Source organism: Vibrio sp. 10N.222.49.A3 (assembly GCF_041475145.1).
GTDB classification, from domain to species: Bacteria; Pseudomonadota; Gammaproteobacteria; order Enterobacterales; family Vibrionaceae; genus Vibrio; species Vibrio tasmaniensis_A.
This window is the reverse complement of record NZ_JBFRVM010000035.1, coordinates 38101-60876: the sequence shown is the minus strand read 5'-3', so window position 1 is coordinate 60876 and position 22776 is coordinate 38101. Positions and strand designations below refer to the sequence as shown.

16 protein-coding genes are annotated in these 22776 nt (G+C 44.0%); 10 read left to right on the top strand and 6 right to left on the bottom strand.

Going from position 1 to position 22776, the window contains the following annotated elements; genetic code table 11:
* The first annotated feature begins 298 nt into the window (after positions 1-298).
* Positions 299-1729 (top strand): ammonia-forming nitrite reductase cytochrome c552 subunit, encoded by a 1431-nt coding sequence (nrfA, locus tag AB4589_RS07125; RefSeq protein WP_371709170.1) that lies wholly within the window; start codon positions 299-301, stop codon positions 1727-1729.
* Positions 1730-1855: 126 nt separating this feature from the next.
* Positions 1856-2200 carry a rhodanese-like domain-containing protein gene (locus AB4589_RS07120; RefSeq protein WP_009848845.1) on the top strand — a complete coding sequence of 115 codons (345 nt, stop codon included), beginning with the start codon at positions 1856-1858 and terminating at the stop codon, positions 2198-2200.
* Positions 2201-2251: 51 nt separating this feature from the next.
* Here AB4589_RS07120 and AB4589_RS07115 read toward each other — a convergent pair whose 3' ends face one another.
* Both AB4589_RS07115 and gyrA read right to left on the bottom strand, forming a co-directional pair.
* Positions 2252-2881: a hypothetical protein gene (locus tag AB4589_RS07115; protein WP_371709169.1), complete on the bottom strand. Its 630-nt coding sequence runs from the start codon at positions 2879-2881 to the stop codon at positions 2252-2254.
* Positions 2882-3150: 269 nt separating this feature from the next.
* Positions 3151-5823 carry a DNA topoisomerase (ATP-hydrolyzing) subunit A gene (gyrA, locus tag AB4589_RS07110; RefSeq protein WP_017106649.1) on the bottom strand — a complete coding sequence of 891 codons (2673 nt, stop codon included), beginning with the start codon at positions 5821-5823 and terminating at the stop codon, positions 3151-3153.
* Between the two features lie 258 nt (positions 5824-6081).
* Here gyrA and ubiG point away from each other — a divergent pair, with 258 nt between their 5' ends.
* The 4 genes from ubiG to yfaE all read left to right on the top strand — a co-directional run bounded on the left by ubiG (position 6082) and on the right by yfaE (position 11130).
* Positions 6082-6828 (top strand): bifunctional 2-polyprenyl-6-hydroxyphenol methylase/3-demethylubiquinol 3-O-methyltransferase UbiG, encoded by a 747-nt coding sequence (gene ubiG, locus AB4589_RS07105; protein WP_065680458.1) that lies wholly within the window; start codon positions 6082-6084, stop codon positions 6826-6828.
* A gap of 504 nt (positions 6829-7332) precedes the next feature.
* Positions 7333-9615, top strand: a complete 2283-nt coding sequence (gene nrdA / locus AB4589_RS07100) for a class 1a ribonucleoside-diphosphate reductase subunit alpha (protein WP_009848849.1) — start codon at positions 7333-7335, stop codon at positions 9613-9615.
* Between the two features lie 103 nt (positions 9616-9718).
* A complete protein-coding gene (gene nrdB / locus AB4589_RS07095) occupies positions 9719-10852 on the top strand; it encodes a class Ia ribonucleoside-diphosphate reductase subunit beta (RefSeq protein WP_004733365.1) in 1134 nt (377 codons plus the stop codon).
* Positions 10852-11130, top strand: a complete 279-nt coding sequence (yfaE, locus tag AB4589_RS07090; protein WP_009848850.1) for a class I ribonucleotide reductase maintenance protein YfaE — start codon at positions 10852-10854, stop codon at positions 11128-11130. The genes nrdB and yfaE overlap by 1 nt, the downstream gene beginning before the upstream one ends.
* Before the next feature lie 239 nt (positions 11131-11369).
* Here the strand turns inward: yfaE and AB4589_RS07085 are convergent, their stop codons facing one another.
* Positions 11370-12605 carry a CinA family nicotinamide mononucleotide deamidase-related protein gene (locus AB4589_RS07085; RefSeq protein WP_102250188.1) on the bottom strand — a complete coding sequence of 412 codons (1236 nt, stop codon included), beginning with the start codon at positions 12603-12605 and terminating at the stop codon, positions 11370-11372.
* A 208-nt stretch (positions 12606-12813) separates the two neighbouring features.
* Here AB4589_RS07085 and AB4589_RS07080 point away from each other — a divergent pair, with 208 nt between their 5' ends.
* The 4 genes from AB4589_RS07080 to AB4589_RS07065 all read left to right on the top strand — a co-directional run bounded on the left by AB4589_RS07080 (position 12814) and on the right by AB4589_RS07065 (position 16847).
* Positions 12814-13725: a DUF3943 domain-containing protein gene (locus AB4589_RS07080; protein WP_009848852.1), complete on the top strand. Its 912-nt coding sequence runs from the start codon at positions 12814-12816 to the stop codon at positions 13723-13725.
* Positions 13726-13977: 252 nt separating this feature from the next.
* Positions 13978-14490 (top strand): glycine cleavage system protein R, encoded by a 513-nt coding sequence (locus AB4589_RS07075; protein ID WP_009848853.1) that lies wholly within the window; start codon positions 13978-13980, stop codon positions 14488-14490.
* 192 nt (positions 14491-14682) lie between these two features.
* A complete protein-coding gene (locus tag AB4589_RS07070) occupies positions 14683-16305 on the top strand; it encodes a DUF1566 domain-containing protein (protein WP_372099917.1) in 1623 nt (540 codons plus the stop codon).
* A complete protein-coding gene (locus AB4589_RS07065) occupies positions 16305-16847 on the top strand; it encodes a DUF1566 domain-containing protein (RefSeq protein WP_371709164.1) in 543 nt (180 codons plus the stop codon). Before AB4589_RS07070 ends, AB4589_RS07065 begins: the two co-directional genes overlap by 1 nt.
* A 74-nt stretch (positions 16848-16921) precedes the next feature.
* Here the strand turns inward: AB4589_RS07065 and nspC are convergent, their stop codons facing one another.
* The 3 genes from nspC to AB4589_RS07050 form a co-directional block, all read right to left on the bottom strand.
* Positions 16922-18061, bottom strand: a complete 1140-nt coding sequence (gene nspC / locus AB4589_RS07060; RefSeq protein ID WP_371709163.1) for a carboxynorspermidine decarboxylase — start codon at positions 18059-18061, stop codon at positions 16922-16924.
* Between the two features lie 199 nt (positions 18062-18260).
* Positions 18261-19514 carry a carboxynorspermidine synthase gene (locus AB4589_RS07055; RefSeq protein WP_009848867.1) on the bottom strand — a complete coding sequence of 418 codons (1254 nt, stop codon included), beginning with the start codon at positions 19512-19514 and terminating at the stop codon, positions 18261-18263.
* A gap of 8 nt (positions 19515-19522) precedes the next feature.
* On the bottom strand, positions 19523-22462 hold the full coding sequence (locus AB4589_RS07050; protein WP_372099916.1) for a pyridoxal phosphate-dependent class III aminotransferase: 2940 nt from the start codon (positions 22460-22462) through the stop codon (positions 19523-19525).
* Between the last annotated feature and the right edge of the window lie 314 nt (positions 22463-22776).

The window sequence follows — 22776 nt, the reverse complement described above, 5'->3', positions numbered from 1 at the left end:
AATCTGTGAACGCTATCACCCTATTTATATCATGGTCAATTTAGGTAATTGGTTGTTATATATGATAATAATTCTCAGTTAAATTCTAATTAAACTAACCATCAATACCACTTTAGGGGTATATAAACTTCAACGTGATTGAAGTCACTACCGTTAATTGATCTAAGACAAGCTATATCCAACACGTAACAAAATGTGTTTGTTTATGAATTAATATAAACAGGAATTCTCCAGTTCTTAATTTGAATAGCAAACTCACAACGCTTGGTATAAGAATCAGTATATTGGAGATATCACTGTGAAAAAGCATTGGATACGTAATTCGGTCACAGCACTATTAATGGTTAGCGCATCACTAGCAAGCGCGACCAGTTTTGCTGCGTCTGAAAAAAAAGAAATTGGCGACCCTCGTAACGACCAGTTCGAACAAAACCACCCAGATCAATATCACTCATGGAGACAGACTTCAGAAAGCGAAGTTATTGAAGACGCACTAAAAGAAGATCCAAACATGGTCATCATGTGGGCTGGCTACGGGTTCGCAAAGGATTACAACAAAGCACGCGGCCACTTTTATGCCATTGACGATGTAAGACAAACACTTCGTACTGGCGGCCCAACGGACGAAAGCTCTGGCCCAATGCCAATGGCGTGTTGGAGTTGTAAGAGCCCAGATGTCGCTCGTGTTATCGAAGAGCGTGGTGAAGATGGTTATTTTGAAGGTAAATGGGCGCGTCTTGGCAACGAGATCATTAACCCTATTGGCTGTTCAGACTGTCACGATACCCAAAGCGAAGGCTTTAAGAATGGTGAGCCAGCATTGAAGGTGACTCGTCCTTACGTTGAACGAGCATTTGAAACGATTGGTAAAAAGTTTGATGAACAAAGTCGTTTAGACCAACAAGCTTCTGTTTGTGCTCAGTGCCACGTGGAATACTACTTCACAGGGCCAACCAAAGGTGTGAAATTCCCTTGGGACCAAGGTACAACCGTTGGCGACATGGAACGCTACTATGATGCAATCAACTTTAAAGATTGGACGCATAAAGTATCGAAAGCACCCATGCTGAAAGCGCAACACCCAGGTTTCGAAACATGGCGCGAAGGTATTCACGGCAAAAACAAAGTTGTTTGTGCTGACTGTCATATGCCGAAAGTGACCAAAGAAGATGGCACCGTTTATACCGACCATAAAGTGGGTAACCCATTCGACCGCTTCGAAGATACGTGTGCAAACTGTCACACTCAATCGAAAGAAACTATGCGTAACATCGTTTCAAGCCGTAAAGCGCAAGTACTAAACATGAAGCTGACTGCTGAGAAACAAATCGTTGCTGCTCACTTTGAAGCAGGCGCAGCATGGGAAGCGGGTGCGACAGAGCAAGAGATGGAACCTATCTTACTCGATATCCGTCACGCTCAATGGCGTTGGGACTACGCTATCGCGTCTCACGGTATTCACATGCACGCACCTGAAATCGCTCTAGAAGTGCTAGGTACTGCCGTTGACCGCGCCGCGGATGCTCGTACTAAGATTGTTCGTCTACTGGCGAAGAAAGGCATCACCGATCCAATCGAGATTCCAGATATCTCGACAAAAGAAGCGGCTCAAAAAGCGCTTGGAATGGACATGGATAAGATGAACGCAGAGAAACAGCACTTCTTAGACACGGTTGTTCCTAAATGGGAAGAGCAAGCTGAAAAGCGTGAAGCCAACTACGAATACTAGTTTCTTCCATTAGACCATTAAGTAAAAACCAGTCACACTATTGTTGTGTGGCTGGTTTTTTAGGTTTTAGGGGAATACAGATCAATATCGAATCCCCGATCCACTCGCCAATTCAAGGAATAAACAATGAAAATCTTACTTTCGCTTTCGGCATTATGTATTGCACTACTCAGTTCAAGCGTTCACGCATCTGAGCGTGCTGAGACAGGGTGGGAATTAATAGAGAAAGGTGCATTAGTGGTTGATGTCAGAACACCTGCAGAGTTCGAACAAGGGCATCTAGACAACGCCATCAACTACCCTCTTTCTGAAGTGGCTACTCACTTTGCTAAGATAGATAAAGACCAACCCATCGTGTTGTACTGCCGCAGTGGCAATCGTTCAGGGCAAGCTTATCAATTCTTGCGCGCTCAAGGGTTTACTCAAATCCACAATGCTGGTGGCTTAATCGAAATGCAGGAAAACCAATAGTCTTCGAAATGAGATCTTAAGTAAGATCGCCTCTTTAGCAATTAGCCAAGCTTAACGGATCATCTGTTTGGCTTGGTTGATCGAATGGATAATAGAGACACTATCAATGCCCTTCTGATTGGAATCTAAGATTTGAGTCCACGCATCGATCGCTTGTTGATAGCGCATGCTGATGAAGTGATCGGTCGCAATCAACATCAATGCCGTACGATCATTGGGATCAAGCTGCATGGAGTGCTCCAACAACGCATTAACATCATCACTCATCGCTTGAGAGCTAAGATAATAAAGTGCTGTTGCTTTGGCAGCATAGAGGCCAGAAGGCGCTTGAGGATCTAAGCGAATCGCATAATCGTAGCAAGTGAATGCCGCATCAAACTCCGCTTTCTGCATGTACACACCACCAAGCTTAAACCACAAGTCGGATTGATTCGGGTCTTGCTCAAGGCTTTGCTGAAGCTCATCTTCGAAATCTGTTGCCGTGTAGTTATTGCTATCATCCAAAGGAAGTTGAGGTAACTCTTGTTTCAGTTGAGACCAGACCAGCACGCTCAAAGCCACCGCTGTAAGAGAAATCACCACATTGCCTTTTAGATGGCTGCCATTGTTGCTCGCGGCAATAACGACCGCGATCAAAAACAGACTCATTAGTACCAACGCAACCAACAACCAGATATCCATTCCACATCCCTTTTATTTAGATCTATCTCTACTCTATCGTTTTCGCACTGTCTCGTTATTGATCAAAGTTTAGCGTTCGAGATTTAGTATCAAACTTTTGCATAAAAGCGACGGGTTAAGGTTGGTGCTAAAACCTAAGCCATAAGCCATAAGCCATAAGCCATAAGCCAAATGAGAAGAGAAAAAGAGTGAAATGACAGGCAATAAAAAACCGAGCACTTAGGCTCGGTTTTTTCATTGGTAAGCTTAATTACTTAACGTAATCGAGATTACTCAGTGTCTTGCTCGCTATCACTTTCAGAGTCAGAAGCATCAGATGCTTGCTCTTCACTTGATTCAGAAACAACAGCCGTTTCAGCGTTTACTGCGTCAGCATTTGCTTCTTCAGTTTCTTCGCCTTCAACAATCTCAGCTTCTTCTACTTCGTCGATACGTTGTAGACCTACAACATTCTCGTCTTCAGCAGTACGAATCAGTGTTACACCTTGAGTGTTACGACCAACTTGGCTTACTTCCGCTACGCGAGTACGTACTAGTGTACCTGCGTCGGTGATCATCATCATTTCATCGCCTTCTTCAACCTGAACAGCACCAACTACTGGGCCATTACGATCAGAGACTTTGATAGATACTACACCTTGCGTTGCACGGCCTTTCGTTGGGTATTCAGCCAGCTCAGTACGCTTACCGTAACCGTTTTGAGTCACAGTTAGGATATCGCCTTCGTTTGAAGGAACAATCAGTGAAACCACTTGATCGTCTTCTGGAAGCTTCATACCACGAACACCAGAGGCAGTACGACCCATTGGACGTACTTTGTCCTCGTTAAAGCGAACAACTTTGCCCGACTTCGAGAACAGCATGATGTCGCTATTACCGTCAGTAATATCAACGCCAATCAGTGAATCATCGTCACGTAAGTTAACTGCGATTAGGCCGTTAGCACGTACGTTTGCGAATTGATCCAGTGATGTCTTCTTAACGGTACCGTCGCCTGTTGCCATGAAGATGAATTTCTCGTTAGAGAACTCAGAAACAGGCAGGATAGCCGTAATACGCTCACCTTCTTCTAGAGGAAGAATGTTAACGATAGGCTTACCACGAGCCGTGCGGCTTGCTTGAGGCAGTTGGTAAACTTTCAAGCGGTACGTTTTACCACGAGTAGAGAAACATAAGATGTTATCGTGAGTATTAGCAACAAGCAGACGCTCAATGTAATCCTCATCTTTCATCTTAGTTGCACTCTTACCTTTACCACCACGACGCTGAGCTTCGTAGTCGCTTAGGATTTGGTACTTAACGTAACCTGCGTTAGAAAGCGTTACTACCACGTCTTCTTGAGCAATTAGCTCTTCCATGTCGATGTCATGAACCGCTGCTGTGATTTCTGTACGACGTTCGTCGCCATAGATATCACGTACCGCTTCAAGTTCTTCACGGATCACTTCCATCAAACGCTCAGTGCTTGCAAGGATATGCATTAGCTCAGCGATCTCTTCTAGAAGTGCTTTGTATTCGTCTAGAATCTTCTCGTGCTCAAGGCCAGTTAAGCGGTGAAGACGAAGTTCTAGAATAGCTTGCGCTTGAGTTTCCGTTAGGAAGTATTGACCATCACGGATACCGTATTGGTCTTCAAGCCAATCTGGACGAGCTGCATCAGTACCAGCACGTTCAAGCATTGATGCAACGTTACCAAGATCCCAACCACGAGATACTAGACCAACTTTAGCTTCTGCTGGTGTTGGTGCGTTCTTGATCAGTTCAATGATTTCATCAATGTTTGCAAGCGCTAAAGATAGAGCTTCCAAGATATGTGCACGGTCGCGCGCTTTCTTCAATTCGAAGATAGTACGACGTGTCACAACTTCACGACGGTGATCAACAAAACACTTCAACATATCTTTAATGTTGAAAAGTTGTGGTTGGCCGTTGTTCAGAGCAACCATGTTGATGCCGAAAGTTGTTTGCAGTTGAGTTTGTGAGTAAAGGTTGTTTAGTACAACTTCACCGACAGCGTCACGCTTACATTCAATAACAATACGCATACCATCTTTATCAGATTCGTCACGCAGTGCACTGATGCCTTCAACTTTCTTGTCTTTTACAAGTTCTGCAATCTTCTCGATCAGACGAGCTTTGTTCACTTGATATGGAATTTCAGTAACGATAATTGTTTCTTTACCGTTCTTTTCCATTTCAATGTTCGCGCGCGAGCGCATGTAAACTTTGCCACGGCCAGTCTTATATGCATCGACAATGCCCTTACGGCCACTGATTAATGCTGCTGTCGGGAAGTCTGGACCCGGGATGTAGTCCATTAGCTCATCAATAGTGATGTCTTCATTATTGATAAATGCTAAACAGCCATCAACAACTTCGCCAAGGTTATGTGGCGGGATGTTGGTAGCCATACCTACTGCGATACCAGAAGCACCGTTAACCAATAGGTTTGGTATTTTTGTTGGTAAAACTGCTGGTATTTGCTCGGTTCCATCATAGTTAGGAACGAAGTCAACCGTATCTTTATCAAGATCCGTTAATAGCTCACCAGCTATTTTTGACATACGAACTTCGGTATAACGCATTGCCGCAGCTGAATCGCCGTCAACCGAACCAAAGTTACCTTGGCCATCGACTAACATATAGCGTAGTGAAAACGGCTGAGCCATACGAACAATTGACTCGTATACCGCACTATCACCGTGTGGGTGATATTTACCGATTACATCGCCTACTACACGAGCAGACTTTTTATATGCTTTGTTCCAATCATTACCTAATACATTCATCGCGAACAAAACGCGGCGGTGTACTGGTTTTAGGCCATCACGCACATCTGGAAGGGCACGACCAACGATGACGGACATCGCGTAGTCTAGGTATGAACCTCTAAGCTCATCTTCAATATTTACGGGCGTGATCTCTTTCGCTAGATCGCTCATAGAGCCATTTTCCCTCTATAGTCAGATCGTATTTTTGAATACGTATAAGACCGAAAAATATAACACAAATTTACCTACGGAGGCATCACTTTCCCTCTCCTTTTACCATCTTGTGACCCTTGTAGCCAATCTATTGATGAGAAATTGCACCTCAGCGTCATATCTTGCTGAAACATGGTCACTTTACACTCAATAAACTAGCAAAATTGTAGATCTTCTGGTCAGCAGGAAAAGGCAAGTTATAATGCCTGCAATTTCATGGATGCATTATTTAACTTGGAAATGCCGATTATGACTAAATCACAAAACGTAGACCCAGCAGAAATCAAAAAATTCGAAGACATGGCGTCGCGCTGGTGGGATCTAGAAGGCGAGTTTAAGCCACTACATCAAATCAACCCACTGCGCCTAAATTACGTTCTAGAGAAAACCGAAGGCCTATTTGGCAAGAAAGTTCTCGATGTTGGCTGCGGTGGCGGTATTTTGGCTGAGAGCATGGCCGTTGAAGGTGCGCTAGTCACTGGTTTAGATATGGGTAAAGAACCGCTAGAAGTCGCTCGTCTGCATGCATTAGAAACCGGCACCAAGCTTGATTACATTCAAAGCACCATTGAAGATCATGCTGAGCAAAACCCACAAACTTACGATGTGGTGACCTGCATGGAAATGCTAGAGCACGTACCAGACCCACAGTCGGTTATCTCGGCTTGTTCAAAGTTGGTTAAACCGGGCGGCCATGTGTTCTTCTCGACATTGAACCGTAACTTTAAGTCTTACCTATTCGCTATAGTAGGTGCAGAAAAGCTACTTAAGATTGTCCCAGAAGGTACTCACGACCACGAAAAGTTCATTCGCCCAGCGGAACTTATCAAGATGATAGACAACACTCCGCTGCAAGAATTGGGGATTACAGGACTGCACTACAACCCGTTAACGGACACTTATCGTTTGGGCACGAATGTAGATGTTAACTACATAGTCCACACGCAAAATCTCACCCAATAACTATTAATATCCCCAGCTTAAAATCTTTTAGAAAAAGACGATTGAAAAGAGTTGTAATTAACATAACTTTACGACTTTTTTCAGTCTAAATTTCGTGCGCTCGCTTCCATTTTGACCACCTAGATTTAATTTTAATCATCCAAAATCCATTGCCCATTTTGCTCAAAGATCAAGGGATTTTTTTTTATGTGTGCGCAAAAATAAAGCAACCTTAAAAGGCTATTTTTATACAATCAAGTCACATCGAACCTCGTCAGTTAGTGGTCACTTACAGTTTTTTTTCAATCCACCACTTATCCACAAGCACTCCCATTTCTTTACCTTGAAAAATATAAGCTGTAGCACTATCTTGTAACCCAACAAACAAATGACCCCTATATGTTGTGTTTGAACTACAATGTATGGGTAGACCAAGATCACAAAGCCGAAACGTAATTTACAAAAATTACACAGAAATACACAAAAACACGGCTTTGTTCAGTTTTGTTAGGGAAATTAAGCAGAATGAACCAACAACTTACTGTTACCAAACGTAACGGGCGCAAAGAAACAATCGATTTAGAGAAAATCCATCGAGTGATCACTTGGGCAGCTGAAGGCTTGCACAATGTTTCTGTATCACAAGTAGAATTGAAAGCTCACATTCAGTTTTACGATGGCATCACCACCACTGACATCCATGAGACAATCATTAAGTCAGCAGCGGATTTAATCTCTGAAGAGACTCCTGATTACCAATATCTAGCAGCACGTCTGTCAGTATTCCACCTACGTAAAAAAGCGTACGGCGAGTACGAGCCACCGGCTCTATATGACCACGTTGCAAAACTGGTTGATATGGGTAAATACGATAGCCACCTAATGGAAGACTACACGAAAGCTGAGTTTGACGAGCTTGACGCGTACATCGACCACAAGCGTGACTTAGACTTCTCTTATGCAGCGGTCAAGCAGCTTGAAGGTAAATACTTCGTGCAAAACCGTGTAACAAAAGAAATTTACGAGAGTGCTCAGTTCCTTTACATCCTAGTTGCTGCTTGTTTATTCGGTAAATACCCGAAATCAACTCGTCTGGATTACATCAAACGTTTTTACGACGCCTCATCTACGTTTAAGATTTCTCTACCTACACCAATTATGTCTGGTGTACGTACGCCTACTCGTCAATTCAGTTCTTGCGTACTGATCGAGTGTGGTGACAGCCTTGATTCTATCAACGCAACAGCAAGCTCTATTGTTCGTTACGTATCTCAACGTGCTGGTATTGGTATCAACGCAGGTCGTATCCGTGCGCTTGGTTCTGAAATTCGTGGTGGTGAAGCGTTCCACACTGGCTGTATCCCTTTCTACAAATACTTCCAAACAGCAGTAAAATGTTGTTCTCAAGGTGGTGTTCGTGGCGGTGCAGCAACCGTGTTCTACCCACTATGGCACGGTGAAGTTCAGTCTCTATTAGTACTGAAAAACAACCGTGGTGTTGAAGAGAACCGTGTTCGTCACATGGACTACGGCGTACAGCTTAATAAGCTTATGTATTCTCGTCTTGTTCAAGGTGGCAACATCAGCCTGTTCTCCCCTTCAGATGTACCTGGACTTTACGATGCGTTCTTCGAAAACCAAGAGCGTTTTGAAGAGCTGTACGTTAAGTACGAAAACGATCCTTCAGTGAAACGTGAAACTGTGAAAGCGGTTGAACTGTTCTCTCTACTAATGCAAGAGCGTGCTTCTACTGGTCGTATCTACATTCAGAACGTTGACCACTGTAATACACACAGCCCGTTTGATTCTGAAGTAGCACCTGTTCGTCAATCGAACCTATGTCTAGAAATCGCGCTACCAACTAAGCCACTTTCTAACGTGGAAGATGACGAAGGTGAGATTGCACTGTGTACGCTTTCAGCGTTCAACCTTGGCGCAATCAATGAACTCGACGACTTAGCAGAGCTTTCTGAGTTGGTTGTTCGTGCACTTGATGCACTGCTTGATTACCAAGACTACCCGCTTCCAGCAGCATACAAATCGACAATGAATCGTCGTACTTTAGGTGTGGGTGTCATCAACTATGCATACTACCTGGCGAAGAATGGTGTTAAGTACTCTGACGGCAGCGCAAATGGCCTGACTCACCGTACTTTTGAAGCAATTCAATACCACTTACTAAAAGCGTCTGTTGAACTAGCGAAAGAACAAGGCCGTTGCCCATCTTTCCACGAGACCAACTACGCGAAAGGCCTACTGCCAATCGATACTTATAAAAAAGATATCGACTTAGTCTGTGAAGAGCCTCTGCACTACGATTGGGACACGCTACGTGAAGAGATCATGGAGCACGGTCTGCGTAACTCTACGCTAACAGCGCTTATGCCTTCTGAGACTTCGTCTCAAATCTCGAACGCGACTAACGGTATCGAGCCACCACGTGGTTATGTATCAGTGAAAGCGTCGAAAGACGGTATCCTGAAGCAAGTTGTTCCTGATTTCTTAAATCTTAAAAACAACTACGAGCTACTTTGGAACATTGGCAATAACGACGGTTACCTACACTTAGTGGGTATCATGCAAAAATTCGTTGACCAAGCTATCTCTGCAAACACTAACTATGATCCAAGTGTTTACGACAGCGGTAAGGTTCCAATGAAGCAGCTGCTTAAAGACCTACTAACTGCATACAAGTATGGTGTTAAAACGCTTTACTACCATAACACGCGTGATGGTGCTAAAGACGACCAAGGCGATGCAGTTCAAGTGCCGGAAGAAGATTGTGAAGGCGGCGGTTGTAAGATCTAAACCGCAATAAACATTAAGACCCCAGAGAAGAGTTATCTTCTCTGGGTTTAAAGCATTAACAGGGTCCGTTTTATTGCGGGTCTTTAAAGGATTTGAGGCATTTATGGCTTACAGTACTTTTTCTCAACAAAAAAATGACCAACTAAAAGAACCAATGTTCTTGGGTCAGTCGGTAAACGTTGCACGTTACGACCAACAAAAATTTGAAATCTTCGAAAAGCTTATCGAAAAGCAGCTTTCTTTCTTCTGGCGCCCAGAAGAGGTCGACGTGTCTAGTGACCGTATCGACTACAACAAGCTTCCTGAGCATGAAAAGCACATCTTCATCTCTAACTTGAAGTACCAAACGCTTCTAGATTCTATCCAAGGCCGCAGCCCTAACGTTGCCCTACTTCCATTGGTATCACTACCAGAAGTTGAAACTTGGATTGAGACATGGTCATTCTCTGAAACGATTCACTCTCGTTCTTACACGCACATCATCCGTAACATCGTAAATGATCCAGGCGTAGTATTCGACGACATCGTTGAAAACGAAGAGATCCTGAAGCGTGCTAAAGACATCGCATTTTACTACGACGATTTGATCAAGCTGACGGCTGACTACCACCGCTACGGTGAAGGCAACCACAACATCAACGGCGAAGACGTTAAAATTTCACTTCACGACCTGAAGAAGAAGCTTTACGTATGTCTAATGTCTGTAAACGCACTGGAAGCGATTCGTTTCTACGTGAGTTTTGCATGTTCATTCGCATTCGCTGAACGTGAGCTAATGGAAGGTAACGCGAAGATCATCAAGCTAATCGCTCGTGATGAAGCACTTCACCTTACTGGTACACAGCACATGATCAACTTGCTGCGTAATGGCCAAGATGACTTCGAATTCATGCAGATCGCTGAAGAGTGTAAGCAAGAATGTTTCGACCTATTCAAAGAAGCAGCAGAGCAAGAGAAAGAGTGGGCAGAATACCTATTCAAAGATGGCTCTATGATTGGTCTAAACAAAGACATTCTTTGCCAATACGTTGAGTACATTACTAACATCCGTATGCAGGCTGTTGGTCTAGGTACCGCTTACCCAGAAGCAACGTCGAACCCAATTCCATGGATCAACGCTTGGTTGTCTTCAGATAACGTTCAAGTTGCTCCACAAGAAGCTGAAATCAGTTCTTACCTAGTTGGCCAAATCGACAACGAAGTAAAAGCTGACGACTTTGAAGGGTTTGAGCTGTAATGCCAACAATCAAAATCAACAAGCTGACTTCTATTGAATCTAACCCTTCAAATACTCTATTGGAAACAATGGAACAAGCAGGGTTAGAGCCAGAATACAACTGCCGAGATGGCCACTGTGGCGCTTGCCGCTGTACGTTGGATTCCGGTGAAGTTGAGTACGTTGGTTTTGCTATGGCTTACACGCAAGGTAATGAAATATTACCTTGTATCTGTAAAGCAAAAACAGAACTATCGCTGAGTAACGTTATTCACAGAAATAAGCAAAAAAGTGCTTAATACTTGTACTTAGATCTTATACTTAGCTACTTAGCGCGATTAGTACAATGTTGAATCGTTAACAGAAAAGCTTAAAAATTTAAGGGCCCGATAATCTTCATTATCAGGCCCTTTTTGTTTTTCATGTTGGCTCAATCAGACAACTCGCTTATTGCACCAACTCGGCTTTGTTGATGTATATGATTTATTACATATATAGCTTTATAGCTTTAACTTGGACTTTATAGCGTTAACTTGGTTTATAGTACCGCTTTAGGAATAAACATGTCTTTCAATCGCTTAACCGAAGAGTAAGTACCAAACATCGGTTTGTTGTCTAGATGCCTTCTCAGCATATCGGCGGCAACGGTCTTAATCACGTTGCGTTGGTCTTCGCGTGAGTACTGACGATAAAACTCAAGCACCTGTCCCCACTCTCCTGCTTCAGTCGACAATGCGACGCTAAATGTGTTGCCTTCTAATTTACCAGTCACCAAAGCCAATTCTGTACCGCACTTCTCTCTTGTAGCGCCAGCCAGTGCAAAAGTTGCGGCTAATGGATCACTCTTTTCAAGTTCGCTCTCTTTTGGCTCAGCCATGACCCATGAATGCCCAAAGCAGTCTTCAACCTGCTCATTCAATTGCAGCCACGCTGATAGGGCTCCTTTGGTCGACACTTCAGATACAGATAACGTCTTCTTTTTTTCCGCCATGATGTGTCCAATATGGTCAATCATTGGCTCATCAACGCTCACGACATTACTCTCTAGGAGCTTGTAAACCATTTGCAGAAGCTTAACGCGAGTTTCTAAGTCTGCCTTAGGACCAAACAGTTTGACCTCAATAAAAGGCAGATAAGAGCGGTAGCCAAGTTCATAGCCTGCTGGAAGCTTAAGCTGGTCTAACACATCCGAGATACCCGATTCAGACAAACCAAACGTAAACAATCGACTGCATTCAGAGGCAACCACTTGAGGGTAGGTACGCGACAAGTCAGGAAGAATCTCAAACGTAACCATACGTTTGAATTCACTCGGTACACCAGGAGTGAAATAGAAAGTAGCATCATTGATTTTCAGCTTGAAGCCGCAAGCCGTACCCACAGGATTATCAACAATCTCTGAACTCGCGGGCAATAAAGCTTGCTTAAGGTTACTGTCAGGCATCGGCATGCCACGTCCAGAGAACATCTCTTCCATACGAGTCAGCCACTCAGGGAACATGACAAGCTTTTGATCTGAGGCCGCAGCCGCAGCGGCCGCACTCATATCATCAGTTGTCGGCCCCAAACCACCATTGACGATAACCACATCATAGTTGAAGCTCAGCATCAGCAGTTCTTCAATCAGAGCGTTCATTTGGTCGCCCACAGTTGAACGCTTTGCCAAAGCAAAGCCGTGCTGATAAAACTCAGCAGACATCCAAGCTGCGTTTGTGTCGACAATGTCCCCATGAAGAACTTCTTCACCAGTGCTTAACATTGCGATTTTCGTCATATTTATATCCCTTGTGGCCATTAAAAGACACGGCATTATTTACAAACTAGTCTAAGGTTGAGTTTGAGTCATTCACCTTTTCACAAATATTACTAATGCTTAATCTAAGGTTTTCTTAGGAAAAGCAATAAATTATTAGTTCCCTAAACTAAGCATTTAATAGATAATTGTGACTCGGATCAATTATTAACTTCTCATGGAGACCCTTGTGGCCAAATCACCGTTACTAACGAAGGTTACTGCTGCATTTACAATGCTAATGTCAGTTAACTCGGTTGCAAGCCAATACGACTTCGACCAACCAATCAACCTTTCTTATTCGGATGAATGCGCTCAAGATTACTGTGTTAATGAAAGCTTGTACACCTATAAGCCTAGTAACAATTATGCGCTAAGCGAAACAAGCGACCAATATGATTTAACGATCGAAAAACAACCACTCTACCTTACCGTTAGCGATGGCAAAGATTGGGATTACCTCATGGGCCAAACTTATACCATTCTTGGTTTAAGTGTCGCAACCGTTGGCCTCATGACGCTTTTACCTGAAAGCATCACTAAGTGGGATGATGACCAGCGTGATATCAGTGCACTAGGTAAAAAATGGAAAGATAACGTTTCTGAAGGCCCAGTATGGGACCGTGATGAACACTTCCTAAACTACGTAATGCATCCGTATTTCGGTGGTGTTTACTACACCGCAGCTCGACATGCTGGTTATGACGAGTTTGAGTCTTTCTTATACTCTTGGACAATGTCGACATTTTTCTGGGAATACGGCGTAGAAGCGTTTGCTGAAGTACCGTCATGGCAAGATATATTTATTACACCATTCTTTGGGGCTGTTGTCGGTGAAATGATGCTAGAAGCAGAGCAAGACATTGTTGCTTCAGGTGGCGAAGTGATGGGCTCTCAAACCATGGGTGATGTTTCATTATTCTTCCTCAACCCTGTTGGCCATATCCACTACTGGGTAAGTGATGCATGGGGTGGTGACGCAGAAGTTAATCTGAATACTAACCCTTGGTGGGATAACAAAGACGCAGCCCGATTCGCCTACGATGCAGGGGCAACATATGACTCTCAGTTTGTTGGTATGAACTTTAAAGTAACGTTTTAAATCGGCTTCCAGTCTCTGAACTCTAAGTTACTGCATTTCAAATAAATGCGACAACTCTTCTAAAAGCGGCTCTCTAGCCGCTTTTTTTGTGCCCTACTCTTCATTCTCTTTTTTTGCATCACAGCTTAGTTTCAAAAATTGACACAGGTCAAACATTGTTCGATGTAACCTTCTACACTGAAATTAAAGAACTTTATCGCGTGATATCAAACATTTAATTAGCAACGAACAATTGAGACTTTGGGGGCTGATATGAACAGTACATTTATCGTAAACTTTATCGGACAAGCATCACCAGCAACAATCAAGCAACTTGCTGCGGTTACTCACGAAAACGACGGAAAATGGCTCATCAGTAAAGTTAACTTTATTGAAGATCAAGTTGCAGGCGTATTAAAGATTCAACTTCCTGCCATCAACGAATCAATTGTTAAGGATGCTTTCAGTGCCAATGCTGACTTGATCGTGCAGTTTGTTGATTCAGACCACACTCACAACGCACAAGACACAATACATCATTTACGACTCGACTCTAACGACCGAGCTGGCATCGTCAACGAAGTGACACATGTACTAGACAGACAAGGGATCAGCATTCTTGATATGGATTGCCACCGAGTCTTCATCGCTGGCGGCGGTGGTGTTAGCTCAAGCTTATTTACTTCCAAGATTGCCGTTAAGCTACCAATCGAAGTTTTGATTGATGACGTAGTGAATGAATTAGAAACGCTCAGTGAAGATACTCGAGTGATGATTGAAAGCTAACAAGCTAGCCTCCTGATGATAAATTCATCATTGGGAGGCTCCCCTCCAGACAGCCCCCTCCTCTTACATAACCTACAAAAACCCATATGGAAACATTCGAAATACATAACTTAACCATATGAATTCAGGCATTCGTATAATATTTTTGTTACCATAGATTATCTTATACAATTTAATGGTTTAGGTTCAAACATGGAAAGAAACACGTCGAGTTGGCAGCTCAATACCATCTCAGTAATCCTTCTCATAACACTATTCAGTGGCTGTAAAAGCGGTCATGAGAATAATGGTAAAACAACGTCTACTTCGTCATCATCACAAATTAACGTTAGCATCCCGAAAAGTGTTTCATTTTCTGAACCACAATCAGGGTCGAAGACAGAGTCAATTACAGTTTCTTTTTCCAAAGCCTTAAGCCAAGAGCTCACTCTCACTATCGTCACCAGCGATATCACAACACGCTCTACTGGTATGTTTAAAAGCTACGATGCTATCTCTAGCCAAAACGTCAAGGTTTCGGCGGGTGCAACTAGTGCAGCTCTTCCTTTGAATCTTACCCATAATAATCTTTACGAAGGGAACAAGACCTTCCACTACACCATTGGTGTGGATAACAGTGCAAATTACACTCTGACCAACAAGCAAACCGAAGTAACCATTAATGATATTGACGCTCAGCCAACAGTCCGGTTTAGCAAAGACTTAAGTACCGTTGTTGAGGGTGACAGCGTTGTTCAGCAAGCGACTTTAAGCCACTACACCTCTAAAGAGGTTACGCTGACACTCGCTCAAACGGGCATCGCCACCGCTAAAGACTTCAGTGTTGATATCGCTGGTTCAAGTATCAAGATACCCGCAGAAACACTATCAACAAACATCAAATTTTCTGCGATTACCGACAGTTTCAATGAAGGCGGAGAATCCGTCATCTATACCATAGCTAGTGCAGGAAACGCGGCTATCGATGCTAAGAACAATTCTCTTTCGTTCTATATTCCCGGCCAAAAAAGCTTCAACGATACGGGTTATGTGACCTATTTCGATGGTACAGACTACGACAGTGTCACTCCACCAGCCTCGCACCCTAATCAAGATGCCGATTTTGGTTTAGATAAAACAGATGGAATTGAACACGCTGATGGGGAATATGGCTTCCGCTACACCAAGATCGATGCGAATTCTAACCCTGTCAGCTCATCAGCGTCGAGTTGGCGTTGTGTAAAAGATGGACGCACTGGGCTATACATCGAGAATAAACAACCAGCTAAAGCACTGCCTTCGACAGGTGTCATCGAAGATTGGGTGAAAAAACACAAGCTAGATGCGAACGCAAACCCTTACCCTTGGGTAGATGAATCAAGCTCTTGGCGAAGTGCTTCATACACCTACACTTGGTATGACTCCGATGCGACCACCAATGGCGGTTATGCCGGTGCGCCTAACGACCTACTCTATAACGAAGGACCAATATCTTCTAAATGCGCTTACCCTGATGACAAGTCAGGTAACCGCTATTGCAATACCAGTAGCTATATTAATGCCCTAAACAGTTATGCCATCTGTGGTATTACCGATTGGCGTCTGCCTTCTCCTGCTGAGGCACGCTCATTTATAAGCTTTAATGTGGGTAACAAGCCATCAACTAGCGTGAACTTCTTCCCTCACTTAGGGAGCAAGATTTTTACAAAAACAAGCTCAGTAAAACAAAATGGTAGCGTGCGATGCGTTGATACGGCTACAGGAGAGCTCAAGCTTTGTAGCAAAAACATTTTTGGCTCAGCAGGTATTGTCGCTGTGAGCGGAGGTTTAGATTAATGAAATTCCATATATGCTTAGGAGCACTGACCGCCTTACTATGCGGTAACGTATTCGCACAAACATGTGTAACGACGCAGCCAGCATCGATCAAAGACGGGCAGTTTATTGACCGTAAAGATGGTACATTACTGGACGTTACCACTAATTTACTTTGGTCTAAATGTAACGTAGGTGAAAGCTACAATTCGGCACAAGATAAATGTGAAGGAACAGCGCTGAAATACAAAAACTGGCAAGATGCACTCAATGCAACTAAAGATACAAGCCTAACTACCATTGCGAGTCAAACGGGCTTTCGCTTGCCAAATATTAAAGAGCTGAGTTCAATCGTAGAGTATCGCTGTACTAAACCTGCAATTAACCTGACCTATTTCCCAACAACAACCAATGAACCTTACTGGACGAACACGCCAGACGCACACAAAATTAATAGTGCCTATGATGGTTTGATCATTGATTTCGAAGACGCTCTGGAAACGATTACCGTTCCAAGTAACTTTCCTTCCCCTCTTATTAGATTAGTTAAACCATTTAACTAGTTTTGTTCGAAACTGGAAATAAAAAAGAGCAGCTCAATCGCTGCTCTTTTTATTTATATGAAGATACAATTCAGTTACTTAACCGACCATTGTGACAATGAGCGTTTAAAGTCTTGATAGCCGAATTCATTCAGCTTTTGAATGTCGCCATTACTGCGCTCGCAGTAAATTGATGGCATCTTCAAACCATTAAACCAGTTCAGCTTCACCATGGTGTAACCTGCACTGTCCAACAAATGAAGCTTTTGACCAATCTTCAACGGCTCATCAAAACTCGCTTCGCAAAACTGGTCGCCCGCCAGACATGAACACGAACCAATCACATAATCATGTTCGCCATTTTCAGAAGCTTCCAATACCGATGCTGGCTCATTGTAGATAAGCGTGTCTAAACGGTGTGCTTCGGTTGCTGAATCGACAATTGCTGTTTTCTTCACGTTCTCAACAATATCAACCACGGTCACAACTAGGTCGGTTGTTTTAGTGATGATCGCTTCACCCGGCTCAAGGTACATCTGCACGCCGTGCTTTTCAGAGAAGGCTTTTAGCGCAAGACCCAGTTTCTCGATGTCATAACCCGGCCATGTGAAGAACACACCACCGCCCATGCTCACCCAGTCCAACTTATCTAGGTGCTCACCAAACTGCTCTGAGATTGAATCAAGCAAACCGATAAATGCATCGACGTCTTTGTTCTCACAGTTCATGTGGAACATCACACCATTAATCTCATCGAAGATCTCTGGCTTGATGTGATCAGCTTGTACGCCCAAACGCGAGAATTGACGTGCTGGGTTTGCCAGATCTTGCCCTGCGTAGCTCACACCTGGATTTAAACGTAAACCCAGCGAAGCCTTACCTTCAACAATATGACGGTAAGCGGCAAGTTGGCTTTGTGAGTTGAAGATCATCTTGTCGCAGATGTCAGCAATTTCTTTCACGTCATCTTCGCTGTAACCCACACTGTAAGCGTGCGTCTCACCACCGAAGGTTTCGTGGCCAAGCTTCACTTCGTATGGACCAGAGCTTGTCGTGCCATCGAGGTAAGGTTTGATGATGTCAAACACACCCCATGTCGAAAAACACTTCAGTGCCAATACCAATTTCACACCTGAAATCTCTTTCAGTTGCTTGGCTTTCTCTAGATTCGCAATCAACTTGTCTTCGTTGATCATGAAATATGGGGTTTTTAGTTCTTCTTTCTTAAACGTCATTTTTGTAAACACTCAAGCAGTATCTATAGATGGAAAGGTAAATTAACAATTTTGGTGTGATTTATTTTGATTTTGTCCTGTCCGAGCGCAGTGAGTTACAAAATCAAAATAAATGATACCAAAGCTTCAAGGCTATCATCATCGAAAAGGGAACAATCCATGTCCCCTTTAATTAGCAATCAAAACAAGAAATCAGTTCTTATTTTTTCAGCTCTTGAATCACAGGAAGACCTTGGCCTGCATCAAGTTCTTGAACATGCCAATCTAGACCGATTTCCGGCATGGTTGCTAGGAACGGGTCTGGGTTTAGCTGTTCCATGTTGAACACGCCTTTATCAGCCCATTCGCCACGGAAGAACTGAAGTGCAGCAGTAATCGCAGGTACACCCGTAGTGTAAGAGATTGCTTGGTGTTCTACGTCTTCGTAAGCCACTTCGTGGTCTGCGTTATTGTAGATGAATACGCTGCGCTCTTTACCGTCTTTCTTACCTTGAACCCAAGTACCGATACACGTTAAACCAGTGTAACCCGGAGCCAGAGATGTTGGATCTGGTAGTAGTGCTTTAAGAACATGTAGAGGCTGAACCACAGTGCCGTCATGTAGCGTTAGTGGATCAGGGCTAAGAAGACCGATGTCACGCATGCAGTTGAAGTAGTTCAGGTATGCATCACCAAAGCCCATCCAGAATTCGATACGCTTAGCTGGGATGAACTCTTTCATTGAACGCACTTCATCGTGTGCCATTGAGTACACTTTGTGAGAGCCGCAGTTAGGGAATTCAAACTCAAGCATACGAGAGTGACAAGGTACTTGTTTCCACTCTTCATTTTCCCAGTAGAAAGAATCGCCTTGAATCTCAAGCATGTTGGTTTCTGGGTCAAAGTTCGTCGCAAACTTCTTGCCGTGGTCGCCAGCATTCACGTCCATTACATCAATTGAGTCAATCTCATCGAACAAGTGCTTAACCGCGTACGCAGCAAAGATTGATACCACACCTGGATCGAAACCAGCGCCAAGAATACCTGTGATGCCCGCTTCAGCGAACTTCTCACGGTAGCCCCACTGCCAATCGTAAGCTTGTGGTACTTGTTGACCTTCAGAACATAGGTCAACCGCTACCGATGTATCTAAGTAAGATACTTTAGATTGGTAACACGCTTCCATGATCGCCATGTTTACCCAAGGAGGACCAGCGTTGATCACTAGATCCGGCTTAACTTCTTTAATCAAAGCAACAAGCGCATCAACATCGTCAGCGTCTACTGAACGTGCTTCTAGTTTCTTAGTTGAATCTTTAAGGTTGTTTTTACCTTTGATCGATTCGATGATTTTTTCACATTTCGCGATTGTGCGCGAAGCGATTGTGATATCACCCAGTACTTCGTTATTTTGTGCTGCTTTGTGTGCAACAACCCAACCAACGCCGCCTGCACCAATTTGTAGAATAGCCATAGTTTTAATTACCCTTGTTGTTCTGCTAGCTCAATGGCTAGAGTTTGAATTTTGTTAATTAGAGATTTGAAATCTGATGTCGTTAAGCACGGATTCAAGATGGTGAATTTCAACGCGCTTTTACCATCAACGACCGTTTCGCCAAGTACTGCAACGCCACGAGTCAGCGCCTCCAGTCTTAACGTCTGATTCAGTTTGTCTAAATCTAGCTCACCGTTTGCTGACGGCTTAGATCGGAACAGCACTGTTGATAGTGAAGGCTCCGCGAGTAGCTCTAAGTCCGCTTGGTTTTGAATCAGGCCTGCCACTTCTAGCGCTTGCTCAAGAAGGTGGTCGTACATATTGCCCAGTTGCTTTGGACCGACACTTTGCATCGTCATGAAGACTTTCAACGCATCGAAACGCTTGGTGGTCGCGATAGACTTATCGACTAAGTTCGGTAGCTCATCGTGTTCGCGATTCAAATAGTCTGCGTGATGCAGTAGGTACTTAAAGTTCGCTTTGTCTTTCAGCAGCACAGCGCCACAGCTGATGGTTTGGAAGAACAACTTGTGGAAGTCGACACTCACTGAGTCCGCTTTTTCGATACCTTTTAAACGAGCTTTGTGGCTACTTAAGATAAGCGCGCCACCGTAAGCACTGTCGACATGGAACCAAAGATCTTGTTGGTTGGCGATGTCAGCAATCGCTTCAAGATCATCAATAGCACCGTGATCGGTTGTGCCCGCCGTACCAACCACAGCAAAAGGAATCAGACCTTGAGCTTTAAGTGCTTTCACTTCTGCGTCTAGCAAATCTGGCTTTATGGTGCCATTTGCATTGGTATCAACGCAGCACACTGCTGTTTCGCCTAACCCTAGTAGAGAAGCTGACTTTTGAACCGTGAAGTGAGATTTCTTTGAACATAAAATACGAAGCTTGCTTGCGTATTCTGGTAAGCCAAGCTTTTGGATTGAGTGGCCATTGTGCTTATCTGCAACCCAGTCTCTCGCAAGCAATAAGCCCATTAGGTTACTTTGCGTGCCACCGCTCGTGAAAACACCGTCAGCTTGTGCGCCAAGTTGGTATTTCTCACACATCCAATCAACCACTCGTTGTTCAACATAAGTCGCTGCAGATGCTTGGTCCCATGAATCCATTGATTGATTCAACGCTGCGATAATCGATTCCGCAGCTACCGAAGCCATAAGAGGTGGAGTGTGAAGGTGTGCAATGCAATCTGGGTGTTGCACGAAGATGGAGTTTGCAGCGACAAGGTCTGCCGTGCTATCTACAACATCAACCAAAGTGTGTTGATTGTTATCGAGGTCAACAGCATTGATAGCGGCTTCTAGCACTTTTGGATCTAAACCCGAATAAGGGGTTTCAACCTGTTCAAAAACGGCTTTCATTGCTTGAGTGGTTTGGTTCATCACGCTAGCAAATTCGTCGCTACCGCCTAAACCTGTCTGAATGAAATGCTTGTTCCATTCTTGGTTAGTTTGTTCGCTTGAAGCTGGGTCTTGTTGTAAACCACCACCCGCTACGATGATCGCTTCTTCCATGACGCGCAGTGCAAAGTCGATCTGCTCGAAAGAGATAATCATTGGCGGAAGGAAACGAATGACCGAGCCATCACGACCACCCTTTTCAACCATCAAGCCGCGCTCTAATGCTGCTCGTTGAATCGCTAACGTCAGTTCGCCGTCGGATTGCGGCTCTCCAAATTTGTTGAGCTCACCGTTTGGTTGCTTGATCTCAGCGCCAAGCATCAGGCCTTTACCACGAACTTCAGCAATACAGTTCACGCGTGCTTGAATTTTCTCGAGCCCGTGACGTAAGTATTGGCCGGCGATGTTCGCGTGCTCAACCAAACCATCACGTTCGATGATTTCCAACGCCTTAGCGCCAGATACCATTGCCAACTGATTACCACGGAATGTGCCAGTGTGCTCACCCGCTTTCCAAGTATCGATGCTCTTATCGAATACAAGCAGCGACATAGGCAGTCCGCCACCAATCGCTTTAGACAAACACAAGATATCAGGATTAACACCAAATTCTTCAAACGCAAAGCGGTGGCCGGTTTTACCCACACCACACTGAATTTCATCAAAAATCAGTAGGATGCCGTGCTCATCACAGATGCGACGTAGACCTTGTAGCCAAGACGCTGGAGCTGGAATCACACCGCCCTCACCTTGTACAGGCTCAACGATCATCGCGGCAGGTTTCATGATGCCAGATTCGTCGTCATTCAACATACGCTCGATATAACGAATGCTCGCGTTAGCACCCGCCTCACCACCAATGCCAAACGGGCAACGAAGGTTGTATGGGAAAGGCATGAAATGTACGTCAGACATTAAGCCACTACGACGTTCTTTAGTGCCAAGGTTGCCCATCATGCCCATGGTGCCGTTAGTCATGCCGTGGTAAGCACCACGAAAAGCAAACATGATGTTGCGACCTGTAGTTTGCTTAGCTAGCTTGATCGCGGCTTCCACAGCATCAGCGCCAGACGGGCCACAGAATTGAAGAACCGAGTTCGTTGAAAAGTCTTGAGGGAGAAAAGCTTTAACTCGCTTGATAAACGTCTCTTTTGCTTGAGTCGTAATATCAAGGGTCTGGTATGGCAAACCTGAATCGAGTTGGTCTTTAAGTGCTTGGTTAATCTCAGGGTGGTTGTAACCCAGAGAAAGTGTACCTGCACCGGCCAAGCAATCGAGAAAGAGTTGGCCACGAGTATCTTCAACTAAAACACCACATGCTCGTTTAATAGCAATCGGTAGGCGTCTTGGGTATGAACGAACATCCGATTCATGCTGTTCTTGCTCAAGCAAAATAGCGTCGGGTGTTAGGTCATAAGTTCCCTCTACGATAGGAACCATCGTTGAAAATGAATTTGCGATAGTATTAATATCGACTTCAAAGGCGGTAGTCATAAAAGTCCCCTTGAATGTGTTCATACTCACCTCCATCAGACGCAATTGCACACCGTCCCTCTATTGATTTAGAGAGAATTCATAGTGAAACACGCGTATTGTCTAGAAATGAGATATAGCTGTACGCTCGCATAAGTCAAATGACGAATACGAAATTAGGCCGTCTTAGGACAGCAAAAAAATTAGTTAGCGTGAGCTCAAGGTTCAGTAATGCTACTGTTTTGAAGAATTGGACATTTTTGCAGGATCGGGCAGCTATGAGGAGCTGGTCCCTTTGGAAATGCAGAGCTGATTAGCAATGTTGTTATTAGTGTGTTCAATGTTGGGTTTCCCATTAA

What these genes read in the sequence shown, in the direction of transcription:
- AB4589_RS07120 (WP_009848845.1), top strand. Translation starts at nt 1,856, where the DNA reads ATGAAAATCTTACTTTCGCTTTCGGCATTATGTATTGCACTACTCAGT.
- AB4589_RS07115 (WP_371709169.1), bottom strand. Translation starts at nt 2,881, where the DNA reads ATGGATATCTGGTTGTTGGTTGCGTTGGTACTAATGAGTCTGTTTTTG.
- gyrA (WP_017106649.1), bottom strand. Translation starts at nt 5,823, where the DNA reads ATGAGCGATCTAGCGAAAGAGATCACGCCCGTAAATATTGAAGATGAG.
- ubiG (WP_065680458.1), top strand. Translation starts at nt 6,082, where the DNA reads ATGGATGCATTATTTAACTTGGAAATGCCGATTATGACTAAATCACAA.
- nrdA (WP_009848849.1), top strand. Translation starts at nt 7,333, where the DNA reads ATGAACCAACAACTTACTGTTACCAAACGTAACGGGCGCAAAGAAACA.
- nrdB (WP_004733365.1), top strand. Translation starts at nt 9,719, where the DNA reads ATGGCTTACAGTACTTTTTCTCAACAAAAAAATGACCAACTAAAAGAA.
- yfaE (WP_009848850.1), top strand. Translation starts at nt 10,852, where the DNA reads ATGCCAACAATCAAAATCAACAAGCTGACTTCTATTGAATCTAACCCT.
- AB4589_RS07085 (WP_102250188.1), bottom strand. Translation starts at nt 12,605, where the DNA reads ATGACGAAAATCGCAATGTTAAGCACTGGTGAAGAAGTTCTTCATGGG.
- AB4589_RS07075 (WP_009848853.1), top strand. Translation starts at nt 13,978, where the DNA reads ATGAACAGTACATTTATCGTAAACTTTATCGGACAAGCATCACCAGCA.
- AB4589_RS07070 (WP_372099917.1), top strand. Translation starts at nt 14,683, where the DNA reads ATGGAAAGAAACACGTCGAGTTGGCAGCTCAATACCATCTCAGTAATC.
- AB4589_RS07065 (WP_371709164.1), top strand. Translation starts at nt 16,305, where the DNA reads ATGAAATTCCATATATGCTTAGGAGCACTGACCGCCTTACTATGCGGT.
- nspC (WP_371709163.1), bottom strand. Translation starts at nt 18,061, where the DNA reads ATGACGTTTAAGAAAGAAGAACTAAAAACCCCATATTTCATGATCAAC.
- AB4589_RS07055 (WP_009848867.1), bottom strand. Translation starts at nt 19,514, where the DNA reads ATGGCTATTCTACAAATTGGTGCAGGCGGCGTTGGTTGGGTTGTTGCA.
- AB4589_RS07050 (WP_372099916.1), bottom strand. Translation starts at nt 22,462, where the DNA reads ATGAACACATTCAAGGGGACTTTTATGACTACCGCCTTTGAAGTCGAT.